The sequence below is a fragment of the Hydrocoleum sp. CS-953 genome, assembly GCF_002260545.1.
Taxonomy (GTDB): Bacteria; Cyanobacteriota; Cyanobacteriia; order Cyanobacteriales; family Microcoleaceae; genus Trichodesmium.
Window position 1 is genome coordinate 1 of record NZ_LGSU01001493.1, and the last position, 23,206, is coordinate 23,206.

The 23,206-nt window shown below is 33.1% G+C and carries 15 protein-coding genes and 8 pseudogenes; 3 read left to right on the forward strand and 20 right to left on the reverse strand.

The window, feature by feature from the left end; genetic code table 11:
• Positions 1-204: 204 nt before the first annotated feature.
• From AFK68_RS33470 to AFK68_RS40630, 18 genes and pseudogenes are all read right to left on the reverse strand, one after another.
• Positions 205-1,557 carry a WD40 repeat domain-containing protein gene (locus AFK68_RS33470; protein ID WP_168186764.1) on the reverse strand — a complete coding sequence of 451 codons (1,353 nt, stop codon included), beginning with the start codon at positions 1,555-1,557 and terminating at the stop codon, positions 205-207.
• Between the two features lie 55 nt (positions 1,558-1,612).
• A pseudogene (locus tag AFK68_RS47485) lies at positions 1,613-2,188 on the reverse strand (WD40 repeat domain-containing protein); the annotation flags it as partial.
• A gap of 1 nt (position 2,189) precedes the next feature.
• A pseudogene (locus AFK68_RS47490) lies at positions 2,190-2,494 on the reverse strand (WD40 repeat domain-containing protein); the annotation flags it as partial.
• Between the two features lie 2,050 nt (positions 2,495-4,544).
• Positions 4,545-4,931: OpcA/G6PD domain-containing protein (locus AFK68_RS33490; RefSeq protein ID WP_210407756.1), on the reverse strand; the 387-nt coding region annotated here is incomplete at its 5' end.
• A 1-nt stretch (position 4,932) separates the two neighbouring features.
• A pseudogene (locus tag AFK68_RS33495) lies at positions 4,933-5,941 on the reverse strand (glucose-6-phosphate dehydrogenase assembly protein OpcA); the annotation flags it as partial.
• A 1-nt stretch (position 5,942) separates the two neighbouring features.
• Positions 5,943-6,239: pseudogene (locus AFK68_RS33500) on the reverse strand (peptidoglycan-binding protein); the annotation flags it as partial.
• 1,022 nt (positions 6,240-7,261) lie between these two features.
• A complete protein-coding gene (locus AFK68_RS33505; RefSeq protein ID WP_210407757.1) occupies positions 7,262-7,900 on the reverse strand; it encodes an AAA domain-containing protein in 639 nt (212 codons plus the stop codon).
• A 39-nt stretch (positions 7,901-7,939) separates the two neighbouring features.
• Positions 7,940-8,194, reverse strand: coding sequence for a hypothetical protein (locus tag AFK68_RS40610; protein ID WP_210407758.1), 255 nt, complete (start codon positions 8,192-8,194; stop codon positions 7,940-7,942).
• 141 nt (positions 8,195-8,335) lie between these two features.
• Complete coding sequence (locus tag AFK68_RS33510) at positions 8,336-8,971, reverse strand: AAA domain-containing protein (RefSeq protein ID WP_094678663.1); 636 nt, start codon at positions 8,969-8,971, stop codon at positions 8,336-8,338.
• Between the two features lie 1,879 nt (positions 8,972-10,850).
• Positions 10,851-11,606, reverse strand: a pseudogene (locus AFK68_RS33525) (PD-(D/E)XK nuclease family protein); the annotation flags it as partial.
• 1,162 nt (positions 11,607-12,768) lie between these two features.
• Positions 12,769-13,917 (reverse strand): saccharopine dehydrogenase family protein, encoded by a 1,149-nt coding sequence (locus AFK68_RS33530; RefSeq protein ID WP_094678671.1) that lies wholly within the window; start codon positions 13,915-13,917, stop codon positions 12,769-12,771.
• Between the two features lie 607 nt (positions 13,918-14,524).
• On the reverse strand, positions 14,525-14,878 hold the full coding sequence (locus AFK68_RS33535; protein ID WP_094678673.1) for a hypothetical protein: 354 nt from the start codon (positions 14,876-14,878) through the stop codon (positions 14,525-14,527).
• 60 nt (positions 14,879-14,938) lie between these two features.
• On the reverse strand, positions 14,939-15,199 hold the full coding sequence (locus AFK68_RS33540) for a hypothetical protein (protein ID WP_143438585.1): 261 nt from the start codon (positions 15,197-15,199) through the stop codon (positions 14,939-14,941).
• A 140-nt stretch (positions 15,200-15,339) separates the two neighbouring features.
• On the reverse strand, positions 15,340-15,534 hold the full coding sequence (locus AFK68_RS33545) for a helicase-related protein (RefSeq protein WP_094678677.1): 195 nt from the start codon (positions 15,532-15,534) through the stop codon (positions 15,340-15,342).
• A gap of 3 nt (positions 15,535-15,537) precedes the next feature.
• Positions 15,538-15,903 (reverse strand): annotated as a pseudogene (locus AFK68_RS40615) (hypothetical protein); the annotation flags it as partial.
• 520 nt (positions 15,904-16,423) lie between these two features.
• Positions 16,424-17,030, reverse strand: a pseudogene (locus AFK68_RS47495) (DEAD/DEAH box helicase family protein); the annotation flags it as partial.
• A 126-nt stretch (positions 17,031-17,156) separates the two neighbouring features.
• A complete protein-coding gene (locus tag AFK68_RS40625; protein ID WP_371357671.1) occupies positions 17,157-17,477 on the reverse strand; it encodes a hypothetical protein in 321 nt (106 codons plus the stop codon).
• A gap of 99 nt (positions 17,478-17,576) precedes the next feature.
• A complete protein-coding gene (locus tag AFK68_RS40630; RefSeq protein ID WP_210407759.1) occupies positions 17,577-17,888 on the reverse strand; it encodes a hypothetical protein in 312 nt (103 codons plus the stop codon).
• Between the two features lie 883 nt (positions 17,889-18,771).
• Between AFK68_RS40630 and AFK68_RS33560 the strand changes: the two genes are divergently transcribed.
• Together AFK68_RS33560 and AFK68_RS43765 are read left to right on the forward strand one after the other, a co-directional pair.
• On the forward strand, positions 18,772-19,023 hold the full coding sequence (locus tag AFK68_RS33560; protein WP_094678679.1) for a hypothetical protein: 252 nt from the start codon (positions 18,772-18,774) through the stop codon (positions 19,021-19,023).
• A 528-nt stretch (positions 19,024-19,551) separates the two neighbouring features.
• A pseudogene (locus tag AFK68_RS43765) lies at positions 19,552-20,497 on the forward strand (IS630 family transposase); the annotation flags it as partial.
• A gap of 307 nt (positions 20,498-20,804) precedes the next feature.
• On the opposite strand, the gene AFK68_RS37750 reads toward AFK68_RS43765, so the two are convergent.
• Together AFK68_RS37750 and AFK68_RS33575 are read right to left on the reverse strand one after the other, a co-directional pair.
• The gene (locus tag AFK68_RS37750; protein WP_168186765.1) at positions 20,805-20,981 is read right to left on the reverse strand and encodes a hypothetical protein; all 177 of its coding nucleotides are present in this window, start codon (positions 20,979-20,981) and stop codon (positions 20,805-20,807) included.
• A 161-nt stretch (positions 20,982-21,142) separates the two neighbouring features.
• The gene (locus AFK68_RS33575) at positions 21,143-21,781 is read right to left on the reverse strand and encodes a class I SAM-dependent methyltransferase (RefSeq protein ID WP_094678681.1); all 639 of its coding nucleotides are present in this window, start codon (positions 21,779-21,781) and stop codon (positions 21,143-21,145) included.
• Positions 21,782-21,979: 198 nt separating this feature from the next.
• Here AFK68_RS33575 and hemH point away from each other — a divergent pair, with 198 nt between their 5' ends.
• On the forward strand, positions 21,980-23,143 hold the full coding sequence (gene hemH, locus AFK68_RS33580) for a ferrochelatase (protein ID WP_094678683.1): 1,164 nt from the start codon (positions 21,980-21,982) through the stop codon (positions 23,141-23,143).
• Positions 23,144-23,206: the final 63 nt, after the last annotated feature.

Sequence of the window (23,206 nt, forward strand, 5' to 3'; positions counted from 1 at the left end):
AGATATCTGCCACTCATCCCATCATCAAATCAATTATTACCCATTTTTTATCAATTAATTCTCCACCAGAACCTATTTCTTGGAGATACTGTTAGGGCTTCTATATAGAGTTTAAAAACTATAACGTTATAGTTTTGAACACTATCTGTATTGTCTGGTGCGTAAGTCCGGAGCGTGAAAGTCTCTCTCAACAAGTTGGCCAAATCAATTTTCTAACGTCAAAAAATGTAATTTCCCAAAATTATCGCCAGCAATAATTATTTCTCCATTTGCTGTAGCAGCACAACATAGAAACCCACTATTTCCATAAAAAGTAGCGATCGCTTTCTGGTTGTTTAAATTCCACAATTTTAGAGTTCCATCTAAGGAAGCAGAAATAATTCGATTATTTGGCAGTGGGATAACCTCTAAAACATATTTATGATGACCTTTTAACATAGCAACTTGTTCGCCAGTTGTCAAATCCCAAATCATAATTTCCCCATGATAATAACCGGAAATAATATACTTATTATCAGGAGTTACTGCTACTGAATAAACTGAACCTAAACCAGCATTCAAAGTCAAAATTCTTTCTTTTGTTTGTAAATTCCAAACTATAACAGTTCTATCATATGAACCAGAAATTACCTTCTGACCATCAGGAGTTATTGCTAAACATAATACCTCCTCTTCATGCCTTCCCAAATAACCAATTTCTTCCTTTAATTCCAAATCCCAAATAGTTGTTCCAAAATCTCTCCAATATCCAGAAATAAAAGTCTTACCATCTGGAGCTATTGTGATAAATTTTCCCAAATTAACAGGAGCTAAAAATTCCAGTATTTGCTCTCTGGTTTTGCGATTAAAAAATTTAATAGTTCGTTTTTTACCACTAGGTAATGAACCACCACAACCCACTAATACCTCTTTGCCATCGGGAGTTACTGCTAAAGAATGTATCGGTTCTCCATTTCCTGTTTCTAAATCAAAAACTTCACGAAAATTTGTTAAATCCCAGACTTTTACTATCATTTCACAACCACCGGAAATCGCCCATCTACTATTAGGAGTAATAGCAATAGTATGTATCTCGTTGCAATGACTAATCTGAGAATAATTTGATTTTTCTTCCCCTAAAATTTTGGTTAAATCCCAAACTTTAATAGTTCCGTCAGTGCTACAGGAAATTGCTTGTTTAGCATCAGTTGTAATTATTATTTTATTGACACAAATACTATGGTCTCTGAAGGTATAAATTTCCTTTCCAGTTTCTAAATTCCAGACTTTAATTATTCCCTGACTATCCCCAGAAAATAAATATTTATTATCGGGAGTTACCGCTAGAGAATCAACAGCATCGTCGTGACCAGATAAGACAAATATTCTCTCTCCAGTTTTCCAATCCCAAACGAAAATTTCTCCGTAAAAAACATCCCATACTCCATCTACATCATGAGCAATAACCTGCTTACCATCTGGTGTAACTATAGCACCAAGAATTTCAGCATTATGACCATGAATTGTCGTTATTAATTTTCTTTTTTTTCCTGTTCCAAACTTTAATAGTTTTGTCATTAGAAGTTGAAACAATTTCTTCTCCATTTGGTGTTAGGGTGACAGATGTGACTTNCGGGAGTTACCGCTAGAGAATCAACAGCATCGTCGTGACCAGATAAGACAAATATTCTCTCTCCAGTTTTCCAATCCCAAACGAAAATTTCTCCGTAAAAAACATCCCATACTCCATCTACATCATGAGCAATAACCTGCTTACCATCTGGTGTAACTATAGCACCAAGAATTTCAGCATTATGACCATGAATTGTCGTTATTAATTTTCTTTTTTTCCTGTTCCAAACTTTAATAGTTTTGTCATTAGAAGTTGAAACAATTTCTTCTCCATTTGGTGTTAGGGTGACAGATGTGACTTCTGCTTTATGGGCTTTCATAGTAAAAACATCTCGATTTTTTTCTAAGTCATAGATATTAATAGCACCGTTATTAGAAGAGGAAATTAATTCTTTGTCATCTGGTGTAATAACTACTGAAGTAACTGCTTCTGAATGTAAATTTAGGGTAATTTTTTCAGTTTTTGCGACTAAATCCCAAATTTTTATTGTCGTATCTTCCGAAGCTGAAATAAGTAATTTTTGGTCTGAAGTAACTGCTAATGAATTGATAGTTTTTGTATGACCTGTAAAAGTTANGTAATTTTTTCAGTTTTTGCGACTAAATCCCAAATTTTTATTGTCGTATCTTCCGAAGCTGAAATAAGTAATTTTTGGTCTGAAGTAACTGCTAATGAATTGATAGTTTTTGTATGACCTGTAAAAGTTAATATTTCTGCTGCATTTGCTAGATTAAAAACTTTAATTGTGCCATCATTAGCACCAGAAATTATTTGTTTTTCATCAGGAGTAATAGTTAAAGCTATTATTGGTCTATCGTGAGGATTAATAGTCCGAATTAATTCAGAATCAGGAGGTGCGAAACTAGAAGTTAAAGGACGCAACCAAGGATTTCTTCTACTTTTTTTTGCTTGTGTCAGTAAATTTTTAATATCTGGATGTTCGATATCTACTAAACGACTCCATAGTTGNATTATTGGTCTATCGTGAGGATTAATAGTCCGAATTAATTCAGAATCAGGAGGTGCGAAACTAGAAGTTAAAGGACGCAACCAAGGATTTCTTCTACTTTTTTTTGCTTGTGTCAGTAAATTTTTAATATCTGGATGTTCGATATCTACTAAACGACTCCATAGTTGTTCTACTAATTGTTTTTTATCTTTTTTCAGAATATGTTCTGAAAGACGAATTACTGCTTGAATTAATCTCAGATTTTTTGTTTGTTCTGCTGTTAGATTTGATGATTGTGGTGAATTTAGTGCTAAGTCATAATCTGCTATTAATTCCAGGGTTTGAGCAGCTTCAATTTTAGCTTTAATAAAATGAAAATCTGTTAAATATTGATATAACTCAGGAAAATTTCCTGTTTCTAATAATTCTCTAATTTTGGTTTTAATCGCAGTTTTTTTATTTTTCGTGGAAAGACTTCTTAGCCATTTACGAACTTCATTCATTAGTTTATACCAATTTTAAAAAAGGAAAATTTGTAGAAAATTTGTAGGGTGCGTATTTACGGCTTAAATTCAGACTATGAAAGGTATTTAATAATCCGTCGCAGGGCACCACTAAATATATGTCATACCAATAATTATCAAAAACTTTGTTATATTTGAAATTTCTATTTCTAAATAGTATTTGACAACTGATAACTCAAATGACGCTATTTAAGTCTTTAATAATATAGGAATGACGCACCAGACAATATATAGTGCCATAAACTCCAACGTTATAGTTTTCACACTCTATATATAGTAGCTTGGCTTCATTCATGTAATATTTGTTATTTTCATAGTTATCTCAACTTTGAAATTTCTATTTCTCCATCAGGACTTATATAGAATCCGGTTAAATACTTATCGTATCGCTCTAGGAGTCAGGAGTCAGGAGAAAGAAAAGATTTAGAGCATGAATTTTTAAATTCGCCCACGCTAGAAAATCTGTATTAAGAGAAAGTATAGATGCGATTACTGTATAACCGGATTTTATATTACACACTAGACACTACATATAGGGTTCAAAAACTATAACGTTATAGATATGTAGTGTTTAGGACTCCAAAATGCCTCAGTCCTGTCAATACTATTTGACAACTGATAACTCAAATGACGCGATCTAAGTCTTTAATAATATAGGACTTACCGAAATAATTAATAATTAAACAATTAAATAATTAGATCATTCACGCCTTGAAGCCTCCCCTTTCAAGGGGAAAAAGCGGTCGTTTGCGGAGCAGTCCGTCAGGATGAGATGGCGTTTGGCTGCGCGACATATAAAGCGGAGCGGCTCTGCATTCTTCGGGTTTCCGTTCCCTCCGGGACGCTACGCGTTTGGCTGCGCGACATATAAAGCGGAGCTTTGCGCTAGCAAACGCCATATCTAATCAACCAAGAGAAATAAATCTTTTCCTTATTCGTNTCAATTATCAATTATCAATTATCAATTATCAATTATCAATTATCAATTATCAATTATCAATTATCAATTATCAATTATCAATTAATGAAACACTATACCATATATATAGAGTCATAAACTCAAACGTTCTAGTTTTTACACCCTATATATAGCACCTTGCCATCATTCATGTAATATTTGTTATTTTCATAGTGATTTTAGCACTTTGCCAGTATAGTATTACTCTTAATAAATGGTATCAGCAAAATTTGTAGTGGATGGACAAAGCTAAAATGATGCGTTACGACAGATTTCTAAATCCCTTTCCTAGTCTGAATTTAAGCCGTAAATACGCACCCTACTAGACCAACACATATTCCAGGGTGCGTTACATCATTGGGGGGCGAGTTTATCTAACTTTAGGTTGAGCTTCATTAATTTAACGGGGAAACCCACCCCTACTATTGCACTATTTTAAGTGTGTCACTCTACTACAAGTTTTGCTGAATTCTAAATTCTAAATTCTAAATTCTAAATTCCCTACGTTCTTAACTGCAGCATTTGTGCTGTCAATGCTAAACTCTCCTCATACAAAACATCCCGACCCCAACGTTGTAACTGTTGTGCCATTAAAGCTTCTGCCTTCTGATCGGTTAATGCTGTTACTTGCTCAGTCAAACAAGACTGCGCCTTACCACCAGACTCTAACCGCATACAACCAGTAGTTTCAGAACACAAAATTGTGCAACAATCAACATCAGCATCTGAATTACTCGAACCTAAACGTAAACCAACTAAATCTCCAGGAATTTCACCAAAGTCAGCAGTAGGAATAGCTGCTAACTCAGCCAAAATTTCTTGATTGTTATGCCCAGTAAATTTGATATGGGCAATATCATAATCACCACCTAATTCTGTATAAGAAACNTAGTTTCAGAACACAAAATTGTGCAACAATCAACATCAGCATCTGAATTACTCGAACCTAAACGTAAACCAACTAAATCTCCAGGAATTTCACCAAAGTCAGCAGTAGGAATAGCTGCTAACTCAGCCAAAATTTCTTGATTGTTATGCCCAGTAAATTTGATATGGGCAATATCATAATCACCACCTAATTCTGTATAAGAAACTGGTTTCCAATCCAGACGACTAGCAAACCAACCTAAAAACATTAGCGCTTGAGCAGCATTTCCTTTTTCATAGTCAAGCGTAATAGTATCAACTTCCCATAAAGCAGCTCGTCGTTTTGGAGGGTCAAAAGTTGCAGCAATTAATTCTTGCCAAGCTGAAAGACGGTGCCAGTTGAGGTCAGCAATATAAGTTTCGTTTTCAATCAACTCCTGCATCTTTAAAAATTCTGATTCGGGGTCAGAAAAATAGCAGGAGTCCATAATTATACAGTTGCTCGCCTCACACAAACTCCGAAATAATTGCTGCTCTGTATTGGGGGTTGCTTTCCACCAGACAAATTTCGGTAAATCGGGAATCATTAATGATTTTACTGTTTCATCTACCCTTTGCATTGCTAATTTTGTGCCCCGCAAGGTGACATATTCACTGCACACTAAATTGGAGCTACTTTGTTTCTGAATTGGACAATAGGCAGATACTTGAGCTGTAACTCCTGTATCTTCTTCCCCAATAGTTGGACATAGGGTCATAACACGACTGGGGTTTTGAGCAGCGATCGCGTCTGCCATACTAAAGCCCCTCAGATTTATATTTGTGACTTTTTGACGGTCTTCTGCTTGTTTCGCAAATTCTTCCCGCAATTTGGCTAGGGTTTCGGGGTCTACTCTACCTGTAATTGATAGTTGATAAGATTTTTGTGCCTCTTTAACTCCATTCCTAGTTTTTGGTCCATGAATCCCATCAATTGGACCATCATAGAATCCTAGCCCCCCTAGCAATTGTTGAAATTCTTCTGGTTCATANTTCGGGGTCTACTCTACCTGTAATTGATAGTTGATAAGATTTTTGTGCCTCTTTAACTCCATTCCTAGTTTTTGGTCCATGAATCCCATCAATTGGACCATCATAGAATCCTAGCCCCCCTAGCAATTGTTGAAATTCTTCTGGTTCATAAACTACCATGCTAAAGGTGGCAGCTCTAGTAGCAATGGAAGTTGCTTTGCCTTGATTTTGACTTAGCCAGATTTTACTCAGTTCTTCTTCTATTTCTCCTAGGGAGATATCTTTTGGTTGTTGTAAAGCAACAATTGGTGTAGTCATATTTTTGTTTTTCCTTAAGTGTTAATTTTTCTTTAAGTACAGGACTTACGCAGAGGTACTATATGTAGATGCAAAAAACTATAACGTTATAGTTTTGAACACTATATACATGGTATTTGCGTAAATCCTAAAGTGGTTGGACAAAATTAAATTTAACTGTGAAGTTATGGAAGACAAAATACTGTAACAGTCAACATACAAGGAGTTTCAGCTTAGTTAATCGTTCTTAACACAGTGATATTTATTTATGTCCTGGTACTTATTAGATCGGGACTTACGCAGAGGTAGTATATAATATAGATATAGAGTCAAAAACTATAACGTTATAGTTTTTGACGCTATATACATTATCTTTGTGTAAGTCCTATAGATAATGAATAATTTAATAGGATAGTTTCTATTTTAAGTTATAGGGTAGAGTAATTTGGCAGATTTTACCTAATTAAAATAGATTATTTTTGTATTCCTGTAAGTTTTGCATTAGGAAGTTAGGACTGAAGGTATAAGATGATTGTTTAAAAGATTTTTCCATTTCCTAGTTAAGTTATTTCTTTTACCGAATAATTAAGCTTTAAAGCGTCTCCTTTCAATGACAAAAAAGCGGTCGTTTGCGGAGCATGACCTTAGGATGGGATGGGGAGGTCTCCATTCCCTCCGGGACGCTACGCGTTACATGTCGCGCAGCGTTAACGCGCGTTGTGCGGAACGCTAAACGCCATATCCAATCGACCAAGAGAACAAGAAAATTTCTTTTGAGTAATCCTCTTATTTTTCAGAAGAGGTGATTATTAATTATTAATTTTTAACTAGCTATTAGCTATCATCATTTAGCTGATCAGCTAAAAATCCAAGGGTTTAAATCCCCCACAAGAGTTTGAAAAATTAGTGATGCCCTTTTTTGGGGGTTTTAATCCGCTTATTCAATCATCTTCCTTTTAGGTAGAGGTAATTATCAATTATCAATTATCAATTATCAATTATCAATTATCAATTATCAATTATCAATTATCCATTATCAATTATCAATTATTGAAAGGCTTTACCTGTTCGTTTAAGTTTTTACTTATTTGTTCTAAAGGAGGTGTAAAAACTTCTACTTTATGTTCATTAACAGTTTCAGTAAAAATAAGTTCTGAACATTGAGAACGTAAAGTTTTCCATAACATGGTTTCTTCGTAATGTTCAAATTCTGCTGGAATATAATCTAATAGAGTTTTAGAACAAACAACAATCAACCTTTCTTGAACGCGAGAAAAGGCTACATTTGAGCGATTAAGATTCAGGATAAATTCTACATTTTTACTAATAGCAGACGGGTCGCTTGCTGTAGCAGAAACAATTATATTTTGACGTTCGCTACCTTGGAATTTTTCTACAGTATCTATCATGTCAATAGCATTTTCATAATAATCTGCTAACTTTGTTTTAAGTAGAGTTATTTGGGCGCGATGTGGGGTAATAATTCCTATATTTCCATCAGGAATTTCTCCACCTGCATCAATAATTTGTTTAATTATTTCTACTTCTAGTTGATTACTACGTCTTGACTTACGCTCAGAATGAAGAACAAGATAAAGACCTCTATTTCCTAGCAAAAGTTTTTCCCAAGTTCCATTTATTTCCTTTTCTTCTATATTTTTATCTTTCTCTTTGCCTCGCAATTGAATATTATCTAACTTGCTATAAAGCCGTGCAATAAGTTAGCGAATAACTGGCGGTAAACGGAAGCTAAAATTCAAAGCTGAACATAATATTGCTGTCTCAGGAATTTGAGTATCTGAGTTTTCTTTTAAGTTTTGAATTGCCTGATATGCACTAACGTAAGGTTGGTAAGATACTACAGGAGGACGGTCTTCATTTTCCCAATCATGGTTCATTAATTGATAATTGATAATGGATAATTGATAATTACCTCTGGTTAAAACCGTTCTTGATTGAAGATTGGGAAATATCATTTCTTTTTTTCCCCTTAAAAGGGGAGGCTTTAAACCACAATTATTTAATTAATAATTAATAANGGGAAATATCATTTCTTTTTTTCCCCTTAAAAGGGGAGGCTTTAAACCACAATTATTTAATTAATAATTAATAATTAATTATTCGGTAATAATAGGAGTAAGTTGTCGATGGTCTCCAGCTAACATTATTTCACCATCATTTTTGACTAATGTAGCTAATGCTAGAAAGTGAGGAAATACCATCATACTTGCTTCATCAACAATAAGAGTTTTTGTCTGAAAACCTTGGGGATAATCTTTTAAAAATTTCTTTCTTTGATTCAATTCATTAACCATTTTTAAAATTCCATTGGTTGTTCCTGCAATTACTAAAACTTTCTTTTTACGCATTTGATTAACATCACTAACACAAGGTTTAGAAGAAAAAGAATTAATATTTGTATTTTGAAAATCCTCGTTGTTTTTAGGATCGACTCTGCTAAGTTGAATTGATGATAAGTTGAAGTTTAAATTAGTAGCGTGTTGATTTAAAATAGGTAAAAGGCGATCTAGACGTGATAGTAATTCATCTACAGCTTTATGGGTATGGCTAGTAATAAGAACAATATTCCCAGAGGAACTTCGTGCCAAAATTCTTAAAAAAGTAGCGATCGCCGTTGTTTCTGTTTTACCTGTACCTGGTGGACCTTGTAAAAGTTGAATCCTAGTTTTTAATCCATTTATTATTGCTTCTATTTGCTTATTATCTAGCTTTTTATTATTTTGTAATGGCAAGGAATTAAGAAAATTTTGATATTTTTATAAATCATTTTCTGAAGGAGAAATTTGTAGTGGAATTTGAGGATTTTCTGGAGCTAACCATCGACAAACATGATTTCCTTGAGTATTCTGTAATTTATCATCAACTCTTCCAGCTACAAAATCTGACGGACTTTCATCAAGGGTAGCATTTGGAAAAATTTGTTCTTGATTTCTATTACTATAAGAATTGCTGAATAACTTATATCTATCAGACTTGCTAAAAATAGGAGATAGTTCTATCTGTTTAGTTTCCCAATTTATTTCATTTACTATACAGGTACTTCCACCACGCAAAAGTTGATTAATTGTTTGACCTTGATATGGATTTTCAGAACAAGGACTAAGCCTAACAAAAGAACCTTCATCAATAGTACAATTAGCTTGTAAAAGTTCAGGAGTAATACTATATCCATCAAGATTAATTTCTGCTGTTAGTCTATTACCATTAGNGTTTAGTTTCCCAATTTATTTCATTTACTATACAGGTACTTCCACCACGCAAAAGTTGATTAATTGTTTGACCTTGATATGGATTTTCAGAACAAGGACTAAGCCTAACAAAAGAACCTTCATCAATAGTACAATTAGCTTGTAAAAGTTCAGGAGTAATACTATATCCATCAAGATTAATTTCTGCTGTTAGTCTATTACCATTAGCTACTATATTTCTAACAGGTATTGTTTGTCCTGAAGAAATACGATATATAGGTGGAACTAAATTCTTTGCAATCCAATCTGTTACTTTAACGTGCTGGTCTAAACGGAGAAAATCTATTCCTGCTTGAGCAGCATTATCTACACCTAAATTAAAATCTGGTAAATTAGCAATAGTCAAAGATTCTTTTTTTATCTCGGAATTTTTAGCTCTAATTCCCTCTTCAACCCACCTAATAGCATGAGTACGAGCGCGAAAATATTCTTTTAAATAATTTGGGGTTTGTGCTTGATTATAATTTTCAATAGATTTTTTTAATTTGGCTTCAAGATTTGGGTCATTAGGGTTAGGAAGTTTTCTCCAATAAGCACGCCAATAAGCTGCACTAAAAGAATTAAAATATCTTAGTCTAACTTCAAAGGGATGTTTACTAATATTGTCAGTATTTGATTTTGAGGTAGCCCATTGATTATTACTATCTATCTCTAAATTATTTTTAAAGTCAAATATATCTTGAGAAAAAGCTCTGTCTAAATTAACAAATTTTCCGTTAATCTTTCGTCGCCAATGATAACGTCTGCCAAACCATTTAAGAGAAGTTACAACTACTAAATCTCTACCAGTCCATCCCAAAGCATAACGACGATATACTTCATCATAAAGACAAGAATAAATTAGTTGTTCTAAACTTTCTCGGCAACCAAGTAACTCCCGTAAATTACTCAGAAGTTGAGAACTAACGCGAGAACAACCTTCAACTAATTGAGTCATTTCTTGACGTGACCAAACATAAAAATGAATCGGAGCTTTTTCTGTTTCTGCAACTTCAGCAATAGTATCAACTAATTCTGATAAAAATATTTGTATTAACTCTTTTTCTGAGCCATTATCTTCTTTATATTCTCCTACCCATGGTGAACGTTTGAACTCAATTACATCATTTTTATAGTCCAGTTCTTTTTCTTGGGAAATAGGTTGATTATTTTCATCTTTTCCTACTTCTATATACTCCTTAATTTCCGGGTATGGCTGCCATTTAAAGTCTTCATTTTTCTCAAATTTTGGATCTAATTTTCCCTGACTTTTAGTAACATGAGCTGCTAGGGCGCCTATCCTATTTTCGACATAATCATATTCAACGGTAAGATATACTCGAATCAGACTTTTCCCATTAATAATATGTTCGGGAAGTTGACTTTAACCTGAATATTTTGGCAGTGCTTCTACTTCATAAGTATCTGGATTAGAATCTCCATCAGGAAGAGTACGTCTACGAGTTTTTGCTTTTAATTTAAGTAACTCTAAATTGTCTGTAAAACTTATATCTTTTTTAATTTCAGTAGCCTGATTTCCTTCTAAATCAAGTTCGGATAAATCATCAAGATTGTTCACACCTGCCTTATGCAATATCCTGACAATTGATGAGTTTATTCCTAACAATTCTAAACGTTTTTCTCTAGCACTTTCGGCTAAACAATGAAAACTTAACAGACAATCACTACATTTTCTGCCTAGCTGATAATCTAAATCAGATAAGTCGGTTTCAATTATCCACTTTAAAACACCATCAGAAGCAACAAGACGATTAATATCAGCTTCTATTGTATCTAAATTTAAGGCTGGAGATTTGATTATATCCTGGATTTTATTGGTATTTTCATCAATCCTAACTACAACACATTCTATGTTTTCTGGTTGAAATTTTATCCCAGAAATATTGAGATAATTTTCTCCTATTAATTGACATACAAGCATACGATATAAACAAATTTGTACTTGATAGTAAGTTCGGTCTTTTCGAGATGCTTTACTTTCAACTAATCGTAATTTTGGTTCATCATTTTCCCAGAGCAAAACTACAAAGTCAATTTGTCCATAAATATTAACTTCTCCCAGAGTTCCTTCTATAGAAATTTCTCGCCCATAAGCTTTTTGTTTTTCTGGCAAATTTTTTAGTTTTTCAACAAAGTCATTCCATTCAGTTGCTTGATTTTATTGTTCAGAGTTATGACTCATTTCAGTTAAGTCAAGAAAGCCATCTTTTTGCAGCGAATTTTCCCATTCATCCTCTCTTTTTCTACCTTCCTCTTCCAACACTGGATCTAAAGAAGTAGCAAAAATTAAGTTAGAAAAAGGAATATCTTTTTTAGCAAGTTCATAGTCATAATATTTTAACTTAAATCGGCTATCGCATGATTGATAACGAATATATTCAGCAATATCGGTAGCTCTAACTGATAGTTTTTTTGTTTACATTATCGTAATTTAGTATTTAATTGAATATTTTAATTTTCAGCCTAATGTAATACATCTACGATAATAAATCATAACTCAATTTATACCAACTCCTTATTATATGATTATAACTATCAACCTATATATAGCAATCCTAAATAGGTTGCGACAAATCAAAAAGTAGATAAAAAAAACTGAAACTCTTACCTGTTTCCTGTTCCCTAAAAGCAGTAAGATTTTTATCCACAAATAAAATAGGATTGCTATAGCAATATGATATTATACCATTTTCAAAAAAGGCAGTTACATCTTAATTTTTGATTTATTCCTACAATAAAAAAATATAAATCCNTATCCACAAATAAAATAGGATTGCTATAGCAATATGATATTATACCATTTTCAAAAAAGGCAGTTACATCTTAATTTTTGATTTATTCCTACAATAAAAAAATATAAATCCCATAAATTCTGGAAATCAAATCTTTTTCCCTCTTTAATATTTATGTTTTTCTTCCCCCTGTTCCCAGTTAAGTGTGTCGTGAATGTAGCAATATTTTCTGAAATTGGTATTAGTTATGAGATATTGAAGACTTTGAAGGAACACTTAACTGGGAATAGGGAACAGATAAGAAGGAAAAAATTTATCTTATGAATTAAGATAAGTAGGTAGGCACGAATAAACATCACTATGTAATAAAATGTTAAAGCAGTTAAAACCCTTGAGATTGCTATCCGTTCCGGAATGCTCCGCAAACCTTCCACTCCGTTCCAGTCGCAATGACATACCTATAAATTTTTTCACCTACTTACTTAACTACTATATTCTCTACTTTTAAGAGACACCTCAATTCCAATATCTGATTCCTGATTGCTATATTTAATTTTCTATCTGATAAACTACAGACTTTTCACCATAATTTTTAACAAAACCACGACTCTGCATTACCTGTTCAAATAATTCCGTAGACAAACTATTTTCCACAGACCAAACTCCCGGTTTATTCAATTTTCCAGACATAATTAATTCGGCAATACCACCAGCACCAATACCTGTAACAGTTGCAGTATCTTTATGTATAATTGACGAGCAAAAATCAGCTTTTTTCCCTGACTTTTTACCAAGAACTTTTGCTTGAATTGCTACACCAGTACCACTATATTTATCTGTAACTTGAGTCATTTTATAACTAACTTGAGACAAAAATTCTATTACCTCTGAATTATTTAACCAACTAACAGGAAATAAATGAGCAGTCATCCAAGTAAGATGATTATAAAAATCGGGAAAAGAACCGAACTTTGTAGTTACAGTTTTCACAGGAAAAGAAGTAGGTAAAGTCAAAGACTCTGGCATATCAAACCAATAAACTCCTGTTTTTCCGTAGGGAGATGGAAAGTCAATAACTTGGCGATCACTATAAGGTTTAACAGATTGCCATTTACCATTTATCCAGACATCAAAAGGATTTTGTAAACCTAAAAAAGTCGTCCGCATAACTGTTACTCCTGCTCCACCGGAACCACCTACTATATAACTTAAATGTATCTCTTCTGGTTCATCAAATTGTTCTACAGATTGACGGGCTAAACTATTAGAAATTCCGGGAAAAATTCCTGTATTAATAATTGCAGTAACTCCAGCTTTTCTCGCAGCTTCAGAATATGCTAAAGCTTTACGAGTAAATCCTCGATAGTCACTAACATCGACATAATTAATACCAGCTTCGATGCAATTTTTCAGAACATTAGCATCACGATGATGAAACGGACCTGCACAATGAATAACTAAATTTCCAGAAGATTTACCGTAGGAATGAATAATATTTTTGACTCTTTCTTTATCTGCTAAATCTAGAGCTAAATATTTAACTCCAGAGCTAATTCTAGAAACAGGAATTTCTTTGATATTTGCTTCTGGTTTACGTCCGGTAATAGTAATTTCTGAATTGGTATAAATTGCTAAGTCTCTAGCAACACTACTGCCAATTCTGCCATATCCACCTATGATTAAAACTTGCTTTTTCATGTTTAGTTAATTGATTGTAATGGAATAAAAAGTATCCTAATTTTTGAGCAGTCTGAGAGGTTGTTTGTAAAGGAACTATAAAAAAAGAAGATAGAGAACAGGGAATAGGGAATAGACAAAAAACAATTATTTGTTATCAATAAATTCACCATAACTTTAGGAGCATTAATACTGATACCTGCTCCCCTGTACAGTTATTTCAATCCCTTATACCAATTTTATCAATGTTTATTACAAATGGTAGAAGCAAGTAAGAGGGAAGAAGGAAGAAGGAAGAAGGAAAAAGGAATAAATATTGAATAAAAGAGGGAAAATGATAGATATATAGCAATCCGCGCATAGGTTGAAAGTAGATAAAAAAAACTGAAACTCCCGTCTGTTGCCAGATGATCTATTGCCTAAAAAGCAGTAAGATTTTTGACACGAATATGCGGAGGATTGCTATAGCTGTCTATAATGAATTTCAGCAGCTATTTTTAACTATCTCTGTCGAGATGCACTTTTTGTAGCATTATTTTTTTCAAAATGGTATCACCTTATTCAAGCTTTAAGATTTAGTTGTGAAACTTGTTTATTAATACTTATTTGACAAACAGTCTCTAACTGATTAGCTGGATTGATTTTTCAATAGTAATTCTGTGAAATTATCCTCTTGACTTTCTGGTTTAAGATACAATCTGCAAATTCGCTCAACATCATCTGGATAAATTTGATTATTCTTACACCAAAGCTCTAGACAGATATTGCTTAAAGCTTCTATTTCATCGTAATTAACATTAGCTGTTGGGGTACTTTCCTCACAAGCAATTTTATTTAAGACTATGACAATTTCAGGCTCAGTTAATTTATTAGTATTAGGATTGTAAAAAATACTATGATATTTGTTTTGATGAAACAGTAACATATAAAGTAAAGGTTCTTTATCTGAAGATAATTTACTACTAATTAAATCATCTGCCAAAGTTTTAGCCTAATCTCGATTAAGTTGCAGTTTAGCAGTATGTTGATAATAAGGAGAAATTTATCCTTTAGGAACTTCTAAATTTGCCAGAGCATTCAAATCTATTTCTCCAGATTCAATTGTGACTTGAGATGCAATTTCTGAAACATTTACTTGTTGAGTAGTCTCTGTTGTTAAAACAGGTAAATCAATTACTTTTTTTGATTCGTAATGTCGAGAGATTAAATTTTTCCATCGCTTTTCAATTTCTACTAAATCATAATTAATTCTACTTACTTGATATTGATTAGTAAGTGTTGGTACAAAAGTGTAAATTTCCACAGTACGAGGCAAATGCCAAAAGCTTCAATAATTAATAATTAACAATTAATAATTAATTATTACCTATTCTTGAAACTGATAGGATTGGTTAAAAGGAAAATTTTTTCTTTTTTTCTCCCTGAAAGGAGAGGCTTTATACCTTAATTTTTCGGTAAAATTATCCCTGCTCTTTGTGCTGGTTTAATAGTAATCCAGTCAATATCGTAGTTAATTACTACTGAAGCATCTTGCATATTTACACCTACACCATGAGTATCTGTAGAAATAAAAATGTCATAAGTTTCTGAATATTGATTAGTTTTTTTATTGGCAATAGGGGCAAATTGGTTAATCATATATTAAATTTCTTTACTTTCTTTCATCTTGAACTTTTCTTCGCTTTCGCTTTTTTCAACAGTAGCTGCAATCTTTAAATTAGGAAATTTTGATTCTAGTGTTTGATACAAATAAACAACTGTTGGTCTTCTTTCGGAAAAGATTATAACTTTTTGCTGATTTTTTAAAGCTTTTTCAAGAATCTTTGACAAAGCAATAATTTTAATATCATTACTATAATTAAAATTTTTCAGCTTAGTAATAATTGGTGCTAAAAATTCTTCTCGCTGTTGACGAGAAAATTTAAAGTCTAACTTCTCAAGTTTATAGCCTTTTTTCCCTGGAGTATCAGCAATACTTTCTAGGATGTCTTGAAGTGCTAAAGGAGANAGCCGAAAAGTAATAATTGGTGCTAAAAATTCTTCTCGCTGTTGACGAGAAAATTTAAAGTCTAACTTCTCAAGTTTATAGCCTTTTTTCCCTGGAGTATCAGCAATACTTTCTAGGATGTCTTGAAGTGCTAAAGGAGAACTTGCCCAAGAAATTTTAACTAATTGATTAAATAGGTCTTTAGAAATAGGATTTCCCATAACTTCAAAATATCCTTGAGTTATAGCTTTAGTTAATTCTGCTTCAAAAATTAGTGGAAAATTGATAGTATTAAGAATCATATTAGGAATATAACCTTTTTGATCGCTGAAGTTAATATAAGTTCCTTGCTCATCTTTTTGACCATAATATTTAGCAACATGAGGAGTTGTTAATTGACTAACTACTGGTAGTTTGATAAATTCATCTGTGCTTTCAACAGACCAAATTTTGACATTTTGAGTTTCTTCAGCAAATAAATCTTTCTGCTCTGGCAAAACACTCAAAAAATATTCAAATTTATGGGAATTATTAGCTTTNACCAAATTTTGACATTTTGAGTTTCTTCAGCAAATAAATCTTTCTGCTCTGGCAAAACACTCAAAAAATATTCAAATTTATGGGAATTATTAGCTTTATGAGGTAACAGATAAAGTTGACTATTAATATTATCAAGATTTGTACCATAGGGAGAACCTGTCATAAGTAAAACTTTAGCATTACCTTTTTTTACTAATTCTCTAAGTCTAATAAAAGCTCTTCGTTCAGAAGGATTTTTTCTCCTATGAGACAGGTCTTTTTTAAAGCGATTTCTAAATTCGTGACTCTCATCAATAATTAATAACCAACGTTCCTGTTCAACCTCTTCTAAAATGTCTAGCAATTCCTTGATTTTATGCCGAACATCTTTTATTTCTTTATCAAATATTTTTTGCACAAAAAATTCACAAGGAAGTGCAGCTTCTCGCATTTCTTTTCGCCAATTACTTTCAACAGCTTTTAGTGCAATAATCATTACATTATCAATCAAATCTTCTGCTTTTAAATGTAGAGCTACATGAATAGCAACAACAGTTTTTCCTAATCCAGTTGATGCAACTATCATTAAACCATTAAAGTCTCGCATTTGCCGTAATTTTGTAAGCATTCAGCTATTAGCAGTCAGCTCTCAGCTCTAACCTTTGAATCAAGCAATTCTTCCTTTAACTTATAGCACATTTTCAATCAGAAAATTGAAGCATAAAAACGACAAGTCTAAGTTTTCAAACCATAATTATAAATGTAGATGTGCCTCGGAAGCTGATAGCTGATAGCTGACTGCTGAATGCTTACGTAATGTTTGGGCAATCATATCAATTTGATAATAAACTGGTTTTTTTGTGTAACGAGTTTGAGGAGGTTGTATATTTTCAAAAGCCAACATTGTTTTGAGATAAATATCCCAAGGTGTATCAAATTCTAACCATTTCAATAAAATATCAAGAAGTTCTTGAGTCAAATCTTGACCATTAATAAAGTAATTATCAAATTCTTTAACTAAAGCAGCAATTTCAATTTTATTGGTAATAACATTCCCACCTTCAACTTGTTCCAAAAGACCTTTTCCTGTCAGATTTGAAGAGGTTTGAACTGCTGCTTTTTCGTCAGAAATGTAAAGTTTGTTGTGGTGGTCTGTTACTCTAGCGTCAACAATTTAAAATTGACGAGATTGCATTTTTTCTACAAGGTCAATAACTGCTTTTCTTCTATCTTTATCTAATCCTGTTCGTAAATCTCGCATTATTTCTTGAATTAGAGCCATTCTTGCTCTTTGTTCCCCAGGCTCGTCTAAACCAACTAAAAGAAAAGTTTGTTTACCTTTAGTGTAACGACGGATTAAATTCCATCCTTTAATAGTAAAAAAAACTGTAGCAATCCGAATTTTATTTTTAGCTTTTTCTAGCCATTCACTAATGTATTGAAATGATTTACCAGGTTCAAACCAACTTAAACGTTTTTTGTTCATTGTTCAACCTTTGGTTTTGGCATTTTCATATTTTTATAGTAGTACGTTTTTGCCTTATAACAATCAATTTTGTTTTCTTTGCTTACCCTAGATTATTAAATAGTTTTCAGAAAGATTGATAGTAGCTGTCTAACGCATCCTACACGAATCCACTTTAATTAGAAAAAACAAATGTTTTCAATAATTGATAGTGGATAATTGATAATTGATAATTACCTCTCCCTAATACCATTTCTCAAAAACTTTATCTATTTCAGAGTCGGGAAGTAGGGGAGTGTAGGGACGTTGCATAAGGGCGTCCGTACGGGAGAAGCAAACATAAGAATAATTAACATTAAACTAGCTGAAATTAGTAAAAAAATGATTCTGCGCCCTGCTAATTAGTTAATAACTGAAGTATCGCCCAAGTATAGCAATAATGCATGGTAATTGGTATAAAACGGATTGGATTGAATAAAAGGAAAATTTTTTCTCTCAAGGGGAGATTGGATATGGCGTTAACGGAGTGGCTCTGAAAGAGCGGGAGACCCGCTCCTACGGACCCGCTTCGCTAACGCCATCCCATCCTACGGAATGCTGCCTCTTTCAGAGGAGCTTCGCTAACGCAAACGACCGCTTGTTTCTCCACGGCGAGTGAGAGGCTTTAAACCTTAATTATTCGGTAATATTTTGGGAATTTTGACTATAATTTTAATNTTCGCTAACGCCATCCCATCCTACGGAATGCTGCCTCTTTCAGAGGAGCTTCGCTAACGCAAACGACCGCTTGTTTCTCCACGGCGAGTGAGAGGCTTTAAACCTTAATTATTCGGTAATATTTTGGGAATTTTGACTATAATTTTAATTGACTTAAACTTAATAAGTATAAATTTAAAAGTTAATTATGTTTCGTCTATTTGGTACAGCAATTGGTATTTTTGTTGTTGTTATCTCCACCTATTGGGGAGCATTATATTTTATGCGGTTAACCCAAGTAAATCAAAAACTTGCACAATCTGCTTTTAAATTGTCAGATAGAGAATTTCAGTATTTATTAAGTAGAGAAAATACTCACCGAATTAATGTTGGTTTTGAAGGAACTTGGATATTGATGGGAATCGGAATTATTTTGCTGAGTAATCAAAATCCAAGATAATTTATTAATGGATAATTACCTTAAGGAAAACCTTAACGGAATTGAATATCAGAAAATTCAAGAGCACTTTTTTTCTCTTGAAATATAGCAATCCGTGCATAGGTCGCAACAGATATAATAGTAAGAATAACATATCCAGTCAAAAGACAAAAAATGAACATTATAGATGAACTAGATGATTTTATCAGTCAAACATTCATACTCCAAAGAAATCAAAAGAGCCTTGGCGGTTAAAATGATTTTCTATACGAAAATATTACCATGAAGTCAAAGAATTATTAAATGTTTCTCACAGTATAGATCGCGAATGGAAAAACCAAGCACTGTTTCATGGTGTAGAAAGTTTAAGGCTTCAATTGTATTGGAACACAAGGTTACTTAAAATCCGAAGAAAAAGAGCAAATAATTGAGTGGTTAAGGGCACAAGATTATCTAAGATTATCAGATTTACGCGCACTATTTACAGAAGCAATATGATGTACTTTTTGAATCTAATCAAAGTTATTATAATTTACTTAAAGAGGCGGNCGCGAATGGAAAAACCAAGCACTGTTTCATGGTGTAGAAAGTTTAAGGCTTCAATTGTATTGGAACACAAGGTTACTTAAAATCCGAAGAAAAAGAGCAAATAATTGAGTGGTTAAGGGCACAAGATTATCTAAGATTATCAGATTTACGCGCACTATTTACAGAAGCAATATGATGTACTTTTTGAATCTAATCAAAGTTATTATAATTTACTTAAAGAGGCGGGAGTAAGTTGGAAAAAAACTCAAAAAAAGAATCCCGCTAAAAATGATGAATTAGTGAAAGCAAAAAAGCGGTCGAGGGATGGCGAGGTCTCCTCGCCATATCCAATCGACCAAGAGAAAAGAAATAGAGGAATTATTGGTTAAATGGCAACCAGAAATAGAAGCTGGAAAGCTTCAAGAGTGTTTATGATTGACGAATGTCATCTCCTATGGGGAGATATATTAGGCTATGCTTGGGGAAGAACAGATGAAAGAATAGAGATTCCCATTAAAAATGAGAGAGAAAGACAGACTTATTATGGAGCTTTCGACTACCAAACCAAAGAATTTATTGTGCAAGAAAAAAAGAAGTGGAAATACGGAAAATACCATTGAATTTATTAAATATTTGCAGCAGAAAAGGCCGGGAAAAAGATTGGCGATATTTTGGGATGGAGCAAGTTATCATAATTCTCAAGAATTTAAAGAATATTTGATGATAATTAATCAAGATATATCGGAGGATGAATGGTTGATAAATTGTACAAAATTTGCTCCCAATGCTCCGGAGCAAAATCAATAAAGAAGATATTTGGTAAAGTGCCAAAAATTTCATCAGACAATTTTATCATCTTTGCAATTCTTTTGAAGTAGTTAAGTGGCTATTTAAGTTTTTTGCGGATGGTCAAATCTTCGATTTTCCAAAACTTTTTGAGTATGGAATTTTGCCACAACCAATTTAGGATTGCTATAGAATGCTTCATACCTTTATTTTTCGGTAAATTTGAAAGTAGGAATTTTCCTTGATTTAGTCAATCTGAGAAAAAGCAAACTTGAGCGAAGCAACTTTGCGTACTTCACCCAAGTATTAGTATTCTATTAAACTTAATTTTAAATCAATATCAAAAGGCTTAATCTCAACTTTTGGTTTTCCAGCATTATGATTGAAAAAGCAAAGATTTTGAAATAGAATAATTGACCAATTTCCGATTTCTTCTTTATAATGGTTCAGATGAAATAATTACAGAACTAATATCTTCACTTCCATTACTAAAAAGGTTGCATTTTATCTCCTTCATAATTACCAAATTTCTTCCCTTTCAATGACCAAACTAGACCTTTTAACCAAGACAAAGAAAATTCTTTCGTTCCTCTAGGATATTGTTTTAACTCTTCCCAGTTTCCTTCCACATTTACTTGTCGATGAAATTTGTAGTGGTTCGCCAATATACGCTAAAACTCTACACATACTTTTTCCTCTGGCTGATTATTAACAAGTCTAAACACGATCATTAAATTATCATACAACTGACAGATTAAACAGGTTTTACACAACTTTATTTTTCGTTATCAACTTAGTTTTTTGTAGCCTATTAGTAGGATAAATTTTATTTTTTAACCTGAACTACCTGAAGACTACCACCAACATATAAAACAGGTTTATTTAATTCACTATCAACTAAATCAAACCCTACTTCCTGTAATAAATCAAATAAATTTGTATTGATAAAATTCCAGCAAGTTTCTGTTTCAAATAACCAGAAAAATATTGCTAATCCCGGCCAAAATAAAGGATTAGTCGGACTATGAAAATCAACAAAAGTAAAAATTCCACCAGGCTTCAGAACTCGGTAAACTTCTTGAATAATTTGCCTTAATTGTTCTGAATTCATCTCATGTAAAGCAGCACTGGTATGTACCAAATCAAATTGATTATTTGAGAATGGCATATTCTCAGCAAATGCCTCAACATATTGAGCCGATGGTACATTTTTTTTAGATCTATTTATTGATAGTGGAGAAGCATCTAATCCTGTAACATTTTGGGAGTGTTGAACTAGAAAATTAGTTGCTTGACCACTACCACAACAAAGGTCAAGCACCTCAGTATTTTGGTTAATGTTTAAACCCTGTAAAGCTAGTTGGCGAAAATTAGTTTCTCCCCCAACAGTAAGAGCTGCTAAACGGGAAATTCCGTCATACAACCATTGATATTTGTAGCTCCAGTCTCTTAAAATTGTTGCCATTTTTAAAGTCAAAAGTCAAAAAATAAAAGTCAAAAGTTGAAAAAGTATAAGTGTATAAATTAAACTTATACTTAATTACTTAAAGAAATATAGATTTGCGCTAGTAGTTGACTCTACATTGTTCAGAAAATATAATTAAAAAAATATAAATATGTTAAATTTAGTAACAAATATTAAAATGGGAGCCTTATTAACACTATGAGTCGTGTAGGAGTATTATTACTTAATTTAGGTGGGCCTGAACAACTAGAAGATGTGCGCCCATTTCTCTTCAACTTATTTTCTGACCCAGAAATTATTCGTCTCCCCTTTCCTTGGCTACAAAAACCTTTGGCATGGTTCATTTCCACTATGCGTTTTCAAAAGTCTCAGGAAAATTATAAGGAAATTGGCGGTGGCTCTCCATTAAGATCGATTACAGAACAACAAGCTCTGGCGATCCAACAACAGTTAGAAGAAAAAGGATTAGCTGCTCAAACTTATATAGGAATGCGTTACTGGCATCCTTTTACAGAAGAAGCTCTGGCTAGAATTAAGCGCGACCAAGTAGAAAAGTTAGTAATTCTCCCATTATATCCTCAATATTCTATCAGCACGAGTGGTTCAAGTTTTAGATTACTTGATAAACTTTGGCAAAAAGACTCAGAATTAAAGAAAACTGAATATACTGTTGTTCCTTCTTGGTATCAACGACCAGGATATATCCAGGCAATGGCAGAATTAATAGCTCAAGAGTTAGACCATTGTCCAAACTCAGAGCAAGTACATATATTTTTCAGTGCCCATGGTGTACCTGTAAGCTACGTTGAAGAAGCAGGAGACCCTTATCAGGCAGAAATTGAAGATTGTGTAGATAAGATTATGAAGGCTTTGAATCGCTCTAACCCTCATACTTTAGCTTATCAAAGTCGGGTCGGTCCGGTGGAATGGTTGAAGCCTTACACTGAAGAAGCTATTCAAGAGTTGGCAGATAAAGGGGTAAAAGATTTACTGGTAGTTCCCATCAGCTTTGTTTCTGAGCATATTGAGACTCTCCAAGAAATTGATATGGAATATCGCGAGGTGGCAGAAGAAGCCGGAATTAGTAATTTTTACCGAGTACCTGCTCTGAATACTCACCCAGTATTTATCAATGATTTAGCAGATTTGGTTATGGAAGCTTTAGATGCTCCAAGTCGTGATTTTTCTGATGCCATCCAAATGAAAAAAATGATCAAAATGTATCCCCAAGAAAGATGGCAGTGGGGGTTAACTACCACAGCAGAAGTCTGGAATGGACGTTTGGCAATGCTTGGTTTTATAGCTTTGTTGTTAGAGTTAATTACTGGTCATGGCCCTTTACACTTGGCTGGTTTACTATAAATAGGGTTTGGTGAAAAAGTCCTTTTGAAGGAGTAGGGGAGCGGGGGAGTAGGGGAGTAGGGG